13 protein-coding genes are annotated in these 13,793 nt (G+C 70.9%); 11 read left to right on the top strand and 2 right to left on the bottom strand.

The genetic code is table 11. The features are described 5' to 3' along the window. Positions 1 to 70 precede the first annotated feature (70 nt). The 6 genes from AB0B58_RS40500 (at position 71) to AB0B58_RS40475 (ending at position 7,847) form a co-directional block, all read left to right on the top strand. Entirely contained in the window at positions 71 to 1,204 is a 1,134-nt protein-coding gene (locus tag AB0B58_RS40500) for an ABC transporter ATP-binding protein (protein ID WP_360236066.1), read from the top strand. Continuing rightward, the gene (locus tag AB0B58_RS40495) at positions 1,201 to 2,181 is read left to right on the top strand and encodes an ABC transporter permease (RefSeq protein ID WP_360236063.1); all 981 of its coding nucleotides are present in this window, start codon (positions 1,201 to 1,203) and stop codon (positions 2,179 to 2,181) included. Before AB0B58_RS40500 ends, AB0B58_RS40495 begins: the two co-directional genes overlap by 4 nt. A gap of 3 nt (positions 2,182 to 2,184) precedes the next feature. After that, positions 2,185 to 3,267: an ABC transporter permease gene (locus tag AB0B58_RS40490; protein WP_360236060.1), complete on the top strand. Its 1,083-nt coding sequence runs from the start codon at positions 2,185 to 2,187 to the stop codon at positions 3,265 to 3,267. A gap of 73 nt (positions 3,268 to 3,340) precedes the next feature. Further along, entirely contained in the window at positions 3,341 to 4,348 is a 1,008-nt protein-coding gene (locus AB0B58_RS40485) for an ABC transporter ATP-binding protein (RefSeq protein ID WP_360236057.1), read from the top strand. Between the two features lie 82 nt (positions 4,349 to 4,430). Then, positions 4,431 to 5,834, top strand: a complete 1,404-nt coding sequence (locus tag AB0B58_RS40480) for a GH1 family beta-glucosidase (RefSeq protein WP_360236054.1) — start codon at positions 4,431 to 4,433, stop codon at positions 5,832 to 5,834. A 147-nt stretch (positions 5,835 to 5,981) separates the two neighbouring features. Continuing rightward, entirely contained in the window at positions 5,982 to 7,847 is a 1,866-nt protein-coding gene (locus AB0B58_RS40475) for a ricin-type beta-trefoil lectin domain protein (protein WP_360236138.1), read from the top strand. Positions 7,848 to 7,892: 45 nt separating this feature from the next. Here the strand turns inward: AB0B58_RS40475 and AB0B58_RS40470 are convergent, their stop codons facing one another. Then, entirely contained in the window at positions 7,893 to 9,152 is a 1,260-nt protein-coding gene (locus AB0B58_RS40470; RefSeq protein ID WP_360236051.1) for an ROK family protein, read from the bottom strand. Positions 9,153 to 9,276: 124 nt separating this feature from the next. Here AB0B58_RS40470 and AB0B58_RS40465 point away from each other — a divergent pair, with 124 nt between their 5' ends. From AB0B58_RS40465 to AB0B58_RS40455, 3 genes are all read left to right on the top strand, one after another. After that, complete coding sequence (locus AB0B58_RS40465; protein WP_360236048.1) at positions 9,277 to 10,110, top strand: class I SAM-dependent methyltransferase; 834 nt, start codon at positions 9,277 to 9,279, stop codon at positions 10,108 to 10,110. 58 nt (positions 10,111 to 10,168) lie between these two features. Further along, positions 10,169 to 10,378, top strand: a complete 210-nt coding sequence (locus tag AB0B58_RS40460) for a hypothetical protein (protein ID WP_360236045.1) — start codon at positions 10,169 to 10,171, stop codon at positions 10,376 to 10,378. A gap of 115 nt (positions 10,379 to 10,493) precedes the next feature. After that, positions 10,494 to 12,068 carry a GGDEF domain-containing protein gene (locus AB0B58_RS40455; protein WP_360236042.1) on the top strand — a complete coding sequence of 525 codons (1,575 nt, stop codon included), beginning with the start codon at positions 10,494 to 10,496 and terminating at the stop codon, positions 12,066 to 12,068. Here the strand turns inward: AB0B58_RS40455 and AB0B58_RS40450 are convergent. After that, positions 12,046 to 12,480 carry a cupin domain-containing protein gene (locus AB0B58_RS40450; RefSeq protein WP_360236039.1) on the bottom strand — a complete coding sequence of 145 codons (435 nt, stop codon included), beginning with the start codon at positions 12,478 to 12,480 and terminating at the stop codon, positions 12,046 to 12,048. The genes AB0B58_RS40455 and AB0B58_RS40450 overlap by 23 nt on opposite strands. An 18-nt stretch (positions 12,481 to 12,498) precedes the next feature. Here AB0B58_RS40450 and AB0B58_RS40445 point away from each other — a divergent pair, with 18 nt between their 5' ends. Both AB0B58_RS40445 and AB0B58_RS40440 read left to right on the top strand, forming a co-directional pair. Next, positions 12,499 to 12,942: a MarR family transcriptional regulator gene (locus AB0B58_RS40445; protein WP_360236036.1), complete on the top strand. Its 444-nt coding sequence runs from the start codon at positions 12,499 to 12,501 to the stop codon at positions 12,940 to 12,942. A gap of 44 nt (positions 12,943 to 12,986) precedes the next feature. Then, the gene (locus AB0B58_RS40440) at positions 12,987 to 13,622 is read left to right on the top strand and encodes a maleylpyruvate isomerase family mycothiol-dependent enzyme (protein WP_360236033.1); all 636 of its coding nucleotides are present in this window, start codon (positions 12,987 to 12,989) and stop codon (positions 13,620 to 13,622) included. Positions 13,623 to 13,793: the final 171 nt, after the last annotated feature.

Here is a 13,793-nt window from a genome sequence, read left to right as displayed (position 1 = left end):
CCCGGACGGGGGCCATCCCGTCCGGGGCACGGCACGCGGCAGTTCCGACACCCCTGCGAAGGAACTCGGCATGACGTTGAGCCAAGAGGCCGAGGCGCCGGCCAACGAGGTGGTGCTTGAGGCGATCGGCCTGACCAAGCACTTCCCCGTCCGCCGGAAGCTGCGCGACCTTTTCAACCGCACGCACGACGCCGTGCACGCCGTTGATGACGTACACCTCACCCTCCGGCGGGGCCACGTGACCGCCCTCGTCGGCGAGTCCGGTTCCGGCAAGTCCACGGTGGCCCGGCTGCTCGCGCAGCTCTATCCCCGTACCGCCGGGGACATCCAGCTGCACGGCCTGAGCACGAAGGTCAAGGGCGGCAGGCAGTTCCGCCGGTACGCCGCCCGGGTCCAGATGATCTTCCAGGACCCGTTCGCGTCGCTGAACCCGGTGCACACGATCCGGTACCACCTGACCCGGTCGCTGAAGATCCACGGCAATGCCGGTAACACCGCCGAGGAGCTCGAGGCGGCCCTGGGCAGCCTGCTCAACCGGGTCAGCCTGACGCCGCCGGAGCGGTACTTCGACAAGTTCCCGCACGAGCTCTCCGGCGGCCAGCGGCAGCGGGTCGCGATCGCCCGGGCGCTGGGCGCGGACCCGGAGGCGCTGCTCGCCGACGAGCCGGTGTCCATGCTGGACGTCTCCATCCGCCTCGGCGTGCTCAACCTGCTGCGCGACCTCAAGGAGCGGCTGAACCTCGCCATCCTCTACATCACCCACGACATCGCCTCGGCGCGCTACTTCGCCGACGACACGATGGTGATGTACGCGGGCCGCATGGTCGAGGGCGGCGACAGCGAGACCGTGACGCAGTCGCCGGCACACCCGTACACCCAGCTGTTGATCGACTCCGCGCCGGACCCGGACCGGATCGAGAACCTGCTCGGCGACCACGCCGACCGGGGCAACGGCGAGCCGCCCAGCCTGATCAAGCCGCCGAGCGGCTGCCGCTTCCACCCGCGCTGCCCGATGGCCATGCCGCGCTGCTCGCGGGACCTGCCCGCGCGCCTCGAGATCGGCGACAAGCCCGGCCACTGGGCCGCCTGCTGGCTCTACGACCCGGCGACCGTCGCGGCCGAGACCCCCGGCTCCGCCGCGGTCGACTACTCCCCCGAGGCCGTCGCGGTCGCCGAGAACGCGCACCCGGAGGAGGTCCGATGAAATTCCTGCTCCAGCGGACCCTGTTCTACCTGTTCACGGCGTGGGCCGCCATCACCATCAACTTCTTCATCCCCCGGATGATCCCCGGCGACCCGGTCAAGTCGCTGCTGGCCCGCTTCCAGGGGCAGATGAGCACCGACGCGATCGCCTCGCTCTACGTCCTGTTCGGCCTCGACAAGGACGCCAGCCTCTGGGACCAGTACATCGACTACTGGAAGCAACTCCTGCACGGCGACCTGGGGCTGTCGTTCACCGCGTTCCCGACGCCGGTCTCCGAGATCATCGGCAGCGCCCTGCCGTGGACCGTGGCGCTGGTCGGCATCACGACCATCATCAGCTTCTCCATCGGCACCAGCCTCGGCGTACTCGCCGGCTGGCGGCGCGGCTCGTGGATCGACGGCCTGCTGCCGGTGACGACGTTCCTGTCCTCGGTGCCGTACTTCTGGCTGGGCCTGCTGGCGATCTACCTGCTGGCCGGGCCGGACAGCTTCTTCCCGTCGTCCGGCGGATACGACAGCGCCTACGTGCCGGCCTGGGACATGTACTTCATCCCCAGCGCCATCAAGCACAGCCTGCTGCCCGCGCTGACGATCCTGATCTCGTCGGTGAGCGGCTGGATCCTGAGCATGCGCAACATGATGGTCACCGTCGCGGCGGAGGACTACATCACGGTCGCGCACGCCAAGGGCCTCTCCGACCGGCGGGTGGCGCTGAACTACGCGGCCCGCAACGCCCTGCTGCCCAACGTCTCGGGCTTCGCGCTGGCGCTGGGCTTCATCGTCGGCGGCACCCTGCTGGTGGAGATCGTCTTCTCCTATCCCGGCCTGGGCTACCTGCTCTTCCGGGCGGTCGGCGCCAAGGACTATCCGCTGATGCAGGGCATCTTCCTGGTCATCACGATCTCCGTGCTGGTCGCGAACCTGATCGCGGACATCGCGTACCTGCTGCTCGACCCGCGCACCCGCAAGGAGGGCTGACAGGTGACCATACCCACCTCCAGCATCGACCAGGTCATCCTCGGCCAGGGCGCGAACGCCCAGTTGGAGCCGCCGACGCCCGCCCGGGCGAAACGACGCCGGTTCCGGTTCGTCTCCAACGGCAAGGCCATGACCGGCCTCATCGTCCTCGGCCTCTACCTGCTGTTCGCGATCATCGGCCCATGGGTCGCGCCGTACGACCCGGACGCGCGCGGCGACCAGCTCGTGCAGCCGCCGTCGGCGGAACACTGGTTCGGCACCACGCACCTGGGCCAGGACGTGTTCAGCCAGATCCTGGTCGGCACCCGGGCCGTCATGGTCGTCGGCCTGGCCGCCGGCGTCATCGCCACGCTGTTGTCCGTGCTCATCGGCGTCACCGCGGGCTACCTCGGCGGCGGCTGGGACGACAGCCTCTCCGCGCTCTCCAACGTCTTCCTGGTGATCCCGGCGCTTCCTCTGATCATCATCGTGACGGCGGCCGTTCCGGAGGGCGGCGACACCCTGGTCGCCCTGATCATCGGCTTCACGTCGTGGGCCTGGGGCGCCCGGATCCTGCGGGCGCAGACCCTGTCGCTGCGCAGACGCGACTACGTCGAGGCCTCCCGGGCCAACGGCGAGTCGACCTGGCGGATCATCATCTTCGAGATCCTGCCGAACCTCACCGCGATCATCGCGTCCGGCTTCGTCGGCACGGTCATCTTCGCGGTCACCTCGGAGATCACCCTGGCCTTCATCGGCATCGGCTCGGTCTCCTCGTGGAACTGGGGCACGATCCTGTTCTGGGCGCAGAGCCAGCAGGCGCTGGCGCAGGGCGCGTGGTGGTGGTTCGTACCGGCCGGTCTCGCGATCGCGTTCCTCGGCACCGCCCTCTCGCTGATCAACTTCGGCATCGACGAGTTCGTCAGCCCGCGCCTGCGCAGCATGGGCAAGACGAAGCTCAAGACCGCGTCCGGGCGCACCGTGCGGATGCGGGTCGGCTTCACGCCGGTCCTCGACAACTCGTCCACGCCGCACACCCACGCCAGCCCGATCCCGGTCATCGGCGGCAAGCCGACCCCGGTGAACCGCAAGGAGGTCACCCGATGAGCGAGCTTGCGAGCGAATCATCAACTCAGGGTCTGACCCATGACATCGCCGGAGCGCCAGCGGAGGCGATGGCATGAGCCGGCCCGTGTTGGAGATCAAGAACCTCAATGTGGACTACGGGCTCGGCGACGAGGCGGTGCACGCCGTCCGGGACGTGAACCTGACCCTGCACCGCGGCGAGGTACTCGGCCTGGCCGGCGAGTCCGGCAGCGGCAAGTCCACCCTGGCGTACGGCCTGACCCGGCTGCTCGCCCCGCCGGGCGTGGTGACCGGCGGCGAGGTCATCTACCACCCGGAGAACGCCGAGCCGTACGACGTCCTGGGGCTGAGCGACAAGCAGTTGCAGGCGTTCCGCTGGGCCGAGACGGCGATCGTGTTCCAGGGCGCGATGAACTCGCTCAACCCGGTGCACAAGATCTCCACCCAGCTGACCGACGTGCTGGCGGCGCACGAGCCACAGATGTCCGCGCACAGCCGCAACGCCCGGGCCCGCGAGATGCTCAAGCTGGTCGGCATCTCGCCGGACCGGATGGACGCCTACCCGCACCAGCTCTCCGGCGGCATGCGCCAGCGCGTGATGATCGGCATGGCGCTGATCCTGCAGCCGCAGGTGGTCATCATGGACGAGCCGACGACGGCGCTCGACGTGGTGATGCAGCGGCAGATCCTGGGTCAGCTCATCGAGCTGCGCGAGCGGCTCGGCTTCTCGGTCATCTTCATCACGCACGACCTGTCGCTGCTCGTGGAGTTCTCGAACCGCATCGCCATCATGTACGGCGGCCGGATCGTCGAGGAGGCACAGGCGTCGGCGCTGTACCGGGACTCGCTCCACCCGTACAGCGCGGGCCTGCTCGGCTCCTTCCCCGCCCTGCGCGGGCCGCGCCGCGAGCTGGCCGGCATCCCGGGCTCCCCGCCCGACCTCAAGGGCATGCCGACCGGATGCTCCTTCCACCCGCGCTGCCCGAAGGTCTTCGAGCCGTGCGCGGAGAACATCCCCGTGCTCGGCAACCCCGGCACCCCCGACGGGGCGACCCGCACGGTCGCCTGCTGGCTGCACCCGGTCAAGCAGCCGGTCGGCTGAGAGATCGACGCCGACGGCCCCGGCCCACCAGCCGGGGCCGTCTTCATATCCATCCCCATCGCCGAGTTCTGCCAGGAGAACCATGAACCCCACCGCCACCGGAGCACCCGGCCTGCTCCTGCCCACCGTCGCCCTGCCCCCGTCGTTCACCTGGGGCGTCGCCACCTCCTCGTACCAGATCGAGGGCGCCGTCGCCGACGACGGCCGCACGCCGTCCATCTGGGACACGTTCTGCCGCGTACCCGGCGCCGTGGTGGACGGCGACAACGGCGACGTCGCGTGCGACCACTACCACCGGATGCCGCAGGACGTCGCACTGATCAAGAGCCTCGGCGTCGACGCCTACCGCTTCTCGGTGGCGTGGCCGCGCGTGCAGCCGGGCGGGAGGGGCCCGGTCAACGAGGCCGGCCTGGCGTTCTACGACCGGCTCACCGACGAGCTGCTGGCCGCCGGCATCGACCCGTGGGTCACCCTGTACCACTGGGACCTGCCGCAGGAGCTGGAGGACGCGGGCGGCTGGCCGAACCGCGACACGGCGTACCGGTTCGCCGACTACTCGATGCTGGTCTTCGACCGGCTCAGCGACCGGGTGGACACCTGGACGACGCTGAACGAGCCGTGGTGCTCGGCCTGGCTGGGCTACTGCGTCGGCGTGCACGCCCCGGGCCGCAGGGACTTCGACGCCGCCATCTCCGCCGTGCACCACCTGCTGCTCGGCCACGGCCTGGCCACCCGGCGGATGCAGGCCGCGGCGACGCGGGACATGAAGTTCGGCATCACGCTCAACATGGGTACGGCCGACCCGGCCACCGAGTCGCCGGCGGACCGCGACGCGGCGCGCCGCGCGGACGGGATGGGCCTGCGGGTCTACCTCGACCCGCTGTGCAAGGGCGAGTACCCGGCGGACATGATCGAGGATCTGGCTGCGCGCGGCTCGGCGTTCCCGGTGCACGACGGCGACCTGGAGATCATCTCGACGCCGTTCGACCTGCTGGGCGTGAACTTCTACTTCGGACAGGACTTCAGCGGCACCGACGAGCAGGGCAACACGCACGACGCCGACGGGCACCCGATCGTGCGCGTGGTCCTGCCGGACCGGCCGCGGACGGCGATGGACTGGCCGATCACGCCGGAGCGCTTCACCCAGCTGCTGGTCCGGCTGCACCGCGACTACCCGGGCCTGCCGCTGGTCGTCACCGAGAACGGCGCCGCGTTCGACGACACCGCCGACGCCTCCGGCTTCGTCGCCGACGACGACCGGACCGCGTACCTGGCCGAACACATCGCGGCGGTGGCGGCGGCCCGCGAGCAGGGCGCCGACATCCAGGGCTACTTCGCCTGGTCGTTGATGGACAACTTCGAGTGGGCCGAGGGCTACGCGAAGCGGTTCGGCATCGTGCACGTCGACTACGAGACCCAGGTGCGTACGCCGAAGCAGTCCGCGCTCTGGTTCCGCGACACGATCGGCCGCATCCGCGGGGCCTGATCGGGGAATGGAAAGGCCCGGCCGGGGCCGGGCCTTTCATTAATCCATGTAAATTATGTAACAAGCTTTACCGGTTGTTCCGGCGGCGGGAAAATCTGTTCCGTGACCACTCCCCGGAAAGTCTCCGTGGCCGCAACCGCCACCGCGATGCTCGTCGCGACCGGCGCAGCCGTGCTCCTCGGACCCCCCGCCGAGGCTGCTGCCGAAGCCGTCAACATCTACCTGACCACCACCAACGACTCCCGCGGCGTCAATGTCACCCGCGGCCTGCAGCAGCAGACCCCGATCGGTTTCGCGTCCACCAGCGCCGGCGCGAATGTCACGGTCACCGTCAACGAGGGCACGCAATATCAGCAGTTTCAGGGCGGCGGCGCGTCCATCACGGACACCACCGCCTATCTGCTGCGCGGCGGCCCGGTCAGCGCCGCCACCCGCGACGCCGTGATGCGCAAGCTGTTCAGCCCGGCCGACGGCATCGGCCTGTCCTTCGTGCGCAACCCGATCGGCGCCTCCGACCTGTCGCGGCCCGGCAACGTGTCGCTCGACGACACCTGCTGCGACCTCAACGACTTCGGGTCCAACGGCTACGACACCAACGTGCGGCTGCTGACCCAGCAGGCCCGGTCGCTCAACCCGGCACTGCGGGTCAAGGGCGTGCCGTGGAGCTCGCCGGGCTGGATGAAGGACAACGGCCGGATGGACCAGATGGGCTGGCTGAAGTGGGAGTACTACCCCACCTACGCGCAGTACCTGGTGAAGTACGTCCAGTCCTATCAGGCCGCCGGCGTGCCGGTGAACTACATCTCGGTGCAGAACGAGCCCAACTGCTGCAACGCGAACAACCCCGTGAACCAGACGTACCCGGGGATGAACTGGAACTCCTCCGGGCTGGTCGAGTTCACCAAGAACTTCGTCTACCCCGCGTTCCGGGCCGCCGGCATCACCACCAAGGTGCTCATCCACGACTGGAACTACGGCGACTACGCCGGCATGGGCGCGGCGATCCTGGCCGACGCCGGGGTGCGCAACGACCCGCTCTTCGGCGGCATCGCGTGGCACGGCTACTTCGGTGACCCGGCGGTCGGCACCCAGGTGCACAACCAGTACCCGAACGTGCCGCAGTTCTCGACCGAGCACTCGGGCGGCACCTGGATCTCCAACCAGCACAACGAGGACCTCGCCGACATCGTGAACTACGCGCGGAACTGGAGCGGCAGCCTCGTCAAGTGGAGCCTGGCCGTCGACCAGTCCATGGGCCCGCACAACGGCGGCTGCGGCACCTGCACCGGGCTCATCACCGTGCAGAACGGAGGCTCCCGGGCCGGGCAGGTCGACTACACGGTCGAGTACTTCACGACCGGGCATCTGACGAAGTTCGTGCGGCCGGGCGCGTACCGCATCGACTCGACCGCGAGCGGCACCGTGCCGAACGTGGCCTACCGCAACGCCGACGGGTCCAAGGCCCTGATCGCGCACAACGGCGGCACCTCCGCGCAGTCGGTGAAGGTGGTGTGGGGCAACCAGTCGTTCACCTACAGCCTGCCGGCCCGCACCACGGCGACGTTCACCTGGAGCGGCACCCCGGGCACCGGCGGGCCCACGACGCCGCCGCCGGGCGGCGGCTCGGGCGCCATCGTCAGCGCGGCCAACAACAAGTGCCTCGACGTCACGGACGGCTCGACCGCGGACGGCAACCTGCCGCAGATGTGGACCTGCTACGCCGGCTCGGCGAACCAGACCTGGCAGCGGGCGTCGGACGGCACGGTCCGCGGCCTCGGCAAGTGCCTCGACGTGCAGAACAACGCCACCAACGACGGCGCCACCGTGCACCTGTGGTCCTGCATCGCCGGCGTGGCCAGCCAGCAGTGGCAGGCGACGGCGGGCCGCGACCTGGTGAACGCCGCATCCGGCAAGTGCCTCGACATCAAGGACAACAACCTCGCCGACGGCGCGAAACTCCAGCTCTGGAGCTGCACGGGCGGCGCCAACCAGAAGTGGACCGTGCCCGCATAACGCGCTCCCGTCAGGGTGGGCCCGCCGGCCGGTGCCGGCGGGCCCTCAGCCGCGGCCCCGGGCCGTGGAGCGGCGGTGGGCGGCGCGCGACGGCGGCGCCGACGGGTCCGACGCCGGCGGCAGGCCGCCGTCGGCGAGCAGCCGCGCGATCGGCAGCGTGGCCGCGCCCATCGCGACGGCGTCGGGCCCCAGCTGACAGAGATCGATCCGGGTACGGGAGTACGGCTGCTTCAGCGCGTTTCGTGCGGCTGCGGCCCGAATGTCGGGAAGAAAGCGCTCTCCCAGCGCCAAGCCCTGCGGCCCGCCCAGCACGATGCGCTCCGGGGAGAAGAGATTGATCAGCCCCCCGATGCCCGCGCCCAGATAGCCGATGGTCTCCGCGATGATGTCGGCCGCCGCGCCCTCCAGGGCACCGTCGGCCGCCAGCACCCTGCCGAGCAGCTTGGGCTCCGGCTCCTGGCCGGTCGCCGCGGCGATCCGGGCGATGACCTTCGCCGACCCGATGTAAGCCTCCAGGCACCCGCGCGCGCCACACCGGCACAGGTCCCCGTCGTAGACGATCGTGGTGTGCCCCCACTCCCCCGCGTTGCTGAACGCGCCGCGATAGCTGCGCCCGTCCAGGACCACGGCCGCGCCGACCCCGGTGCCGACCAGCACTATCACCGCGTGCCGCGCGCCCCGGCCCGCACCGAACCACATCTCCGCCTGGCCGACCGCCTTCGCGCCGTTCTCCACGAATACCGGCACGTCGGTGCCAGCCCGCAGCAACTCGCCCAGCGGCACCGCGTCCCAGCCGGTGGTCTGGGAATGGACGACCGGCGAGCCGCCGGACTGGTCGACCACGCCGGCGACGCCCACCCCGAAGCCGAGCACCTCGGAGCACCGGATGCCGGCCTCCGTGATGACCGCCGCCAGGCCCTGCAGCAGCTTCGCCACCGCCACCGCGGGGTCCGAGCCCTCGGCGCCGAGCGAGTACTGCGCCACGGCGAGCCGGGACATCGCCAGGTCGTAGAGCTCGACCAGGACCCGGGTCTCGCCGACGTCGGCGCCGACCACGTAGCCGTACCCGGGAGCCACGCGCAGCAGCGCACGCGGCCGGCCGCCGTCCGAACCGACCAGGCCGGCCTCCTCGACAAGACCCTCGTCGATCATCTCGCCGATCAGGTTGCTCACGCTCGCCTGGCTCAGTGCGGTCGTCTCGCCGAGTTGCTGGCGGCTCTGCCGGCCGCCGTGGAACAGGTCCGTGAGCAGGCTGGCCCGGTTCGCGCGGCGGACATCCCGCACCGTCGTACGCCTGGTCTCCAAACCGCTACCGCCTTCGCATTCAGCCCCGTCGAGCTGCCGTCTAACGCTATGCCACTGACATCATGTGTTACTGACACGGAAACCACCACGCGCACCCGGGGCGTACCTGCGTTACCGTCGCGCCGTGACCGACTATCGAGCGCTCAACCGTGCCAGTTGGGACGATCGGGCCCCGGCACACGCCGCGTCCGCCGGTTACCGGGTGAGCTCGTTCGCCGCCGACCCCGCACACCTGAGCGACGTGGTCCGCTTCGACCTGCCGCTGCTCGGCGACGTCAACGGCCTGCGCGGCGTGCACCTGCAATGCCACATCGGCACCGACACGGTGTCGCTCGCCCGGCTCGGCGCGACGATGACGGGCGTCGACTTCTCCCCGGCCTCGCTCGCGGAGGCGCGGCGCGTCTCCGCGCTGGCGGGCAATCCGGTCGAGTTCGTCGAATCGGACGTCTACGACGCGGCCGACCGGCTCGGCAGGGGCGGCTTCGACCTGGTGTACACCGGAATCGGCGCCCTGTGCTGGTTGCCCGACATCCGCCGCTGGGCGCGCGTCGTCGCGGACCTGTTGCGCCCCGGCGGCCGGCTGTTCCTCAGGGAGGGCCATCCCGTCCTGTGGGCTCTCGCCGACCCGCTGCCCGAAGGCGGGGCGCTGACGCTCGAGTACCCGTACTTCGAGCAGGCCGAACCGCTGGTCTGGAACGAGGGCGGCACCTACGTCGAGACCGACGCCGAGTTCACCCACAACACCACACACGAGTGGAACCACGGCCTCGGCGAGATCGTCACCGCGCTGATCGACGCCGGGATGACGGTGACCGGGCTCGCCGAGCACGACTCGGTGCCGTGGGAGGCGCTGCGCGGCCACATGCGCCGGGTCGGCAACGACGAATGGCAGCTCACCGACCGCCCCGAGCGGCTGCCGCACACCTACACGCTGCAGGCGGTCCGCACCGCGGTTTAAAGATCGACGGGTTCGGGGTATCTGGCGTCCAGTCCCCCAACGACCTAGGAGCCCCCCGATGCGCGCAGGATCAATCGGCGGCGTCATCGTCGTCATCTGGCTCGTCCTCGGCGTCATCGCCGCGGTCGAGCGCGGCTATTTCAAGGACAGCGGCGACGCCAGTTGCGCGGAGGCCGGCACTGTCATCGTCACCGTGGTCGCCGGCCCGCTCAACTGGCTGGGCGTCAACCCGAAAATCACGTGCGACATCCCGGAGCCGTCGAAGTAGATCGGCGTGGATATTGCGCCTAGCCTGACTGGGTGCCCGGCGCTGTGTCGTCCCACGCAGGTGCCGCCGCTCGTGTGAGAGCGGCGGCACCGTTGCCTCCGCCCGGGCAGCGGCCATGATGCGACGTGGGTTCCGCGTGGTGCGCTCCGACCCGCTGCTGCTCACCCTGCTCGCCGCCACCGCCGGCCTGTTCCTCTGGTACGCGACCGCGCCGCAGAGCCGCACCGCCCAGGTCGTCACGGCCTGGGTTTTCGTCGCCTCGATGCACGCCTGCCTGATCTGGATCACCCGGTCGTTCACGCGCACACCCGGACTGCCGGTCGTGGCCCGGCGCTTCTGGCGCGCCGTCCTGGTGGGAGGGGTCGCCTACCTCGTCGGCGACGTGGCCCAGCTGGTGCTGGCGGCGACCCAGCCGGGCCTCGCCTGCGCCGCGACCGGCGGCGCCGTGCGGATCGCGACCCTGTCGGCCGGCAGCGCCTGGCTGATGCTCGCCCTGCTCGCGGCCCCGCTGGGCCTCACCACCCGCCGCGAGCGCCTGCGCTTCTGGCTGGACGTCGCCACGGTGATGGTCGCGGCCGTCGTCGTCGGCTGGTACCTGGTGGTACCCGACCGACCCGCCGCGCTGCTGGACGCCGCGGCCCCGGTCCTGTCGGGCCCGGTGATCCTGCTGCTGTGCGTCTTCGTCGTCGCCAAGCTGACGATGTCGGGCACGACGCTGTTCACCCGCGCCTGCGCCGTGATCGGCACCGCCGCCGCGGCGATGAAGTCGGGCGCGGACCTGCTAATCGGCGACGGCCTCGACGCCGGGCGGCTGCACTGGTTCCTGGCCCTGACGATCGCCGCCAACGCGATGCTGACGATCGCCGTGCGCGTCACCCAGATGCAGCTCGCCCGCAATCCCCTCGCGCTCGAGCGGCGGACCCGGCAGCGGCCGTACAGCCTGCTGCCCTACGGGGCGATCGTGGTCACGTACGGCCTGCTGACGGTGGCGATCTGGCGGCACGAGGCGGCCTCCGTTCCGATCGCGCTGACCGGCGCGGCGGTCAGCACGCTGCTGGTGGTGCTTCGCCAGCTGGACGCGTTCCGGGAGAACGCGCAACTGCTGGCCGAGCTGCACCGCTCCCTCGATCAGCGCGAGACCCTCGCGGCCCGCCTGCAGCACCAGGCCTTCCACGACGGCCTCACCGGCCTGCCGAACCGCCAGCTGTATTCGCAACGGCTGGACGCGGCGCTCGCCGCCGGCGGGCCGGCCGTGGTCATGCTGATCGACCTGGACGACTTCAAACTGGTCAACGACGCGCACGGCCACGCGGCCGGCGACCGCCTGCTGAAGGTGATCGCCGACCGGATGCGTGCCTGCGTGAGGAGTTCGGACACGGTGTCCCGCATCGGCGGCGACGAGTTCGCGGTGCTGCTGTCGTCGCTGCCCGGCGACGACCCGCTGGAGATCGCCGCCCGCATCGTCCGCGAGATCGAGGCACCGGTGCCGGTCGACGGCGGCTCGGCGCGGGTGGGCGCCAGCGTCGGCGTCGCGTTCGCCCGCCCCGGCGCGGCAGGATGCCTCCCCGACGGGGAGGCCCTGCTGCGCGAGGCGGACCACGCGATGTACGCGGTGAAACGCGACGGCAAGGGCTCGTACGCGGTGTCCCCGGGTCAGCCCGGGGTGGCTACCGCACCCAGGGTGGGCTGATCGAGGAGCCGTCGGGAAGGGTGGCCTCGAGTCCGACGCTGGTGGTGACCCAGGCGGTGGCCGGGGCGCCGGACGTGTTGTCGAGGCCGAACATCGCGCCCGCGGGCACGAACGCGACCTCCCCGGGCCGCAACGCGGTGACGGTGCCGTCGATGGTCACGGTGACCTCGCCGGACATGATGAGAAGCACCTCCTCGTGGCTCACCCGGTGCGGGACACCGGTCGTGCCGGGCGCCACCTCGAGCCGCCAGGCACAGAGCTCGGTGCTGCCCGACGACGGCGCGACGAAGGAGTTGAAGGTGACGCCGTGCAGCTGGTGCTCGACGGCGTCGTGCTCGCGAACCACTGGCATGATGATCCCTTCGGGAAGGTAGTCAAGCTGCTTGACGAAATAGTCCAGGAGCCTGACCAAGCTGTCAAACTCCTTTTCGTGGAACGTGACCTCCTCGACCTCCCGGTGCTGCTGCTGAGCGCCGCCCGCGCACTGGTCGACGGCATCGACGCCGGCGTACGAGCCCGCGGCTTCGCCGACCTGCGCCCGGCACACGGCTTCGCATTCGTACGCCTCTCCGGCGACGGCGCGACGGTCGGCCAGCTCGCCGAGCACCTGAACGTGACCAAGCAGGCGGCCAGCCAGATGATCGAGGAACTGGTGACCAAGGGCTACGTGACCCGGCGCCCGCACCCCGACGACGCCCGCGCGCGGCTCGTCGTGCTGACCCCGAAGGGCTGGGCCTGCACCCGCGCGGCCGACGAGGCCGCGACCGAGGTGCTGCGCCCGTGGGCGGACACCCTGGGACCCCAACGCCTGGCGGCGCTGCGCGCGGACCTGTCGAGGCTGGCCACCCCCGGGCGCGTGCGCCCGCTCTGGTGACCGCGTACCCGATCAGTTTCCGGCCCCCGCCGCGTATACCCCGCATGAACCAGCTCAGAGAACTTCGGGAAGCGGTGGCCGCCGAACGCGCCGAGCAGGCCGACCTGCTCGCCGGCCTGCGGCCGGACCAGTGGGACGCGCCGACCCTGTGCGCGGGCTGGCGGGTCCGGGAGGTCGTCGCACACACCACCATGCCGTTCCGGGCCACCCTCGGCCGGACCATGCTGGAACTGGCGCGGGCACGCGGCAACGTCAACCGCATGGCGGACCGCTGCGCACGCCGCGACGCCGCCCGGCTGTCGGCGGCGGAGCTGCTGGCCTCGCTGCGCGACAACATCGACCACCCGTGGACGCCACCGGGCGGCGGTGTCCGCGGAGCGCTCTCGCACGACGTCATCCACGGCCTCGACATCACGGTCGGGCTGGGCCTGGACCGAAGGGTGCCGCCGGAGCGGGTCGCCCTGGTACTGGCCGGGCTGAGCCCGAGGAACATCGCGTTCTTCGGCGCGGACCTGGACGGCATCGCCCTGCGGGCGACGGACCTCGACTGGGGCCACGGCAGCGGAACACCGGTCCGGGGGATGGCGCAGGACCTGCTGCTGGTCCTCTGTGGACGCCGGATGCCACCGGGCCGGCTCAGCCGGGAGCTACCGACGCGCACGCCCGGCCGCCCGCAATAACGACCCCACCGCCCCACCCACCCAAACCAAACCGGTGAGGCGTGCAACCAGCCCGCGCAGAGCGGGCGGGCACGCAGGGCGGGCACGCAGGGCGGGCACGCAGGGCGGGCACGCAGGGCGGGCACGCAGGGCGGGCACGCAGGGCGGGCACGCAGGGCGGGCACGCAGGGC

It is taken from the genome of Actinoplanes sp. NPDC049118, assembly GCF_040648555.1.
GTDB lineage: Bacteria > Actinomycetota > Actinomycetes > Mycobacteriales > Micromonosporaceae > Actinoplanes.
Note: the sequence above shows the minus strand (reverse complement) of the source record. Positions and strands in the feature narration are given on the sequence as shown.

Coding starts and splice junctions, on each gene's coding strand:
- AB0B58_RS40500 (WP_360236066.1), top strand. CDS start 71: ATGACGTTGAGCCAAGAGGCCGAGGCGCCGGCCAACGAGGTGGTGCTT.
- AB0B58_RS40495 (WP_360236063.1), top strand. CDS start 1,201: ATGAAATTCCTGCTCCAGCGGACCCTGTTCTACCTGTTCACGGCGTGG.
- AB0B58_RS40485 (WP_360236057.1), top strand. CDS start 3,341: ATGAGCCGGCCCGTGTTGGAGATCAAGAACCTCAATGTGGACTACGGG.
- AB0B58_RS40480 (WP_360236054.1), top strand. CDS start 4,431: ATGAACCCCACCGCCACCGGAGCACCCGGCCTGCTCCTGCCCACCGTC.
- AB0B58_RS40475 (WP_360236138.1), top strand. CDS start 5,982: ATGCTCGTCGCGACCGGCGCAGCCGTGCTCCTCGGACCCCCCGCCGAG.
- AB0B58_RS40460 (WP_360236045.1), top strand. CDS start 10,169: ATGCGCGCAGGATCAATCGGCGGCGTCATCGTCGTCATCTGGCTCGTC.
- AB0B58_RS40455 (WP_360236042.1), top strand. CDS start 10,494: ATGATGCGACGTGGGTTCCGCGTGGTGCGCTCCGACCCGCTGCTGCTC.
- AB0B58_RS40440 (WP_360236033.1), top strand. CDS start 12,987: ATGAACCAGCTCAGAGAACTTCGGGAAGCGGTGGCCGCCGAACGCGCC.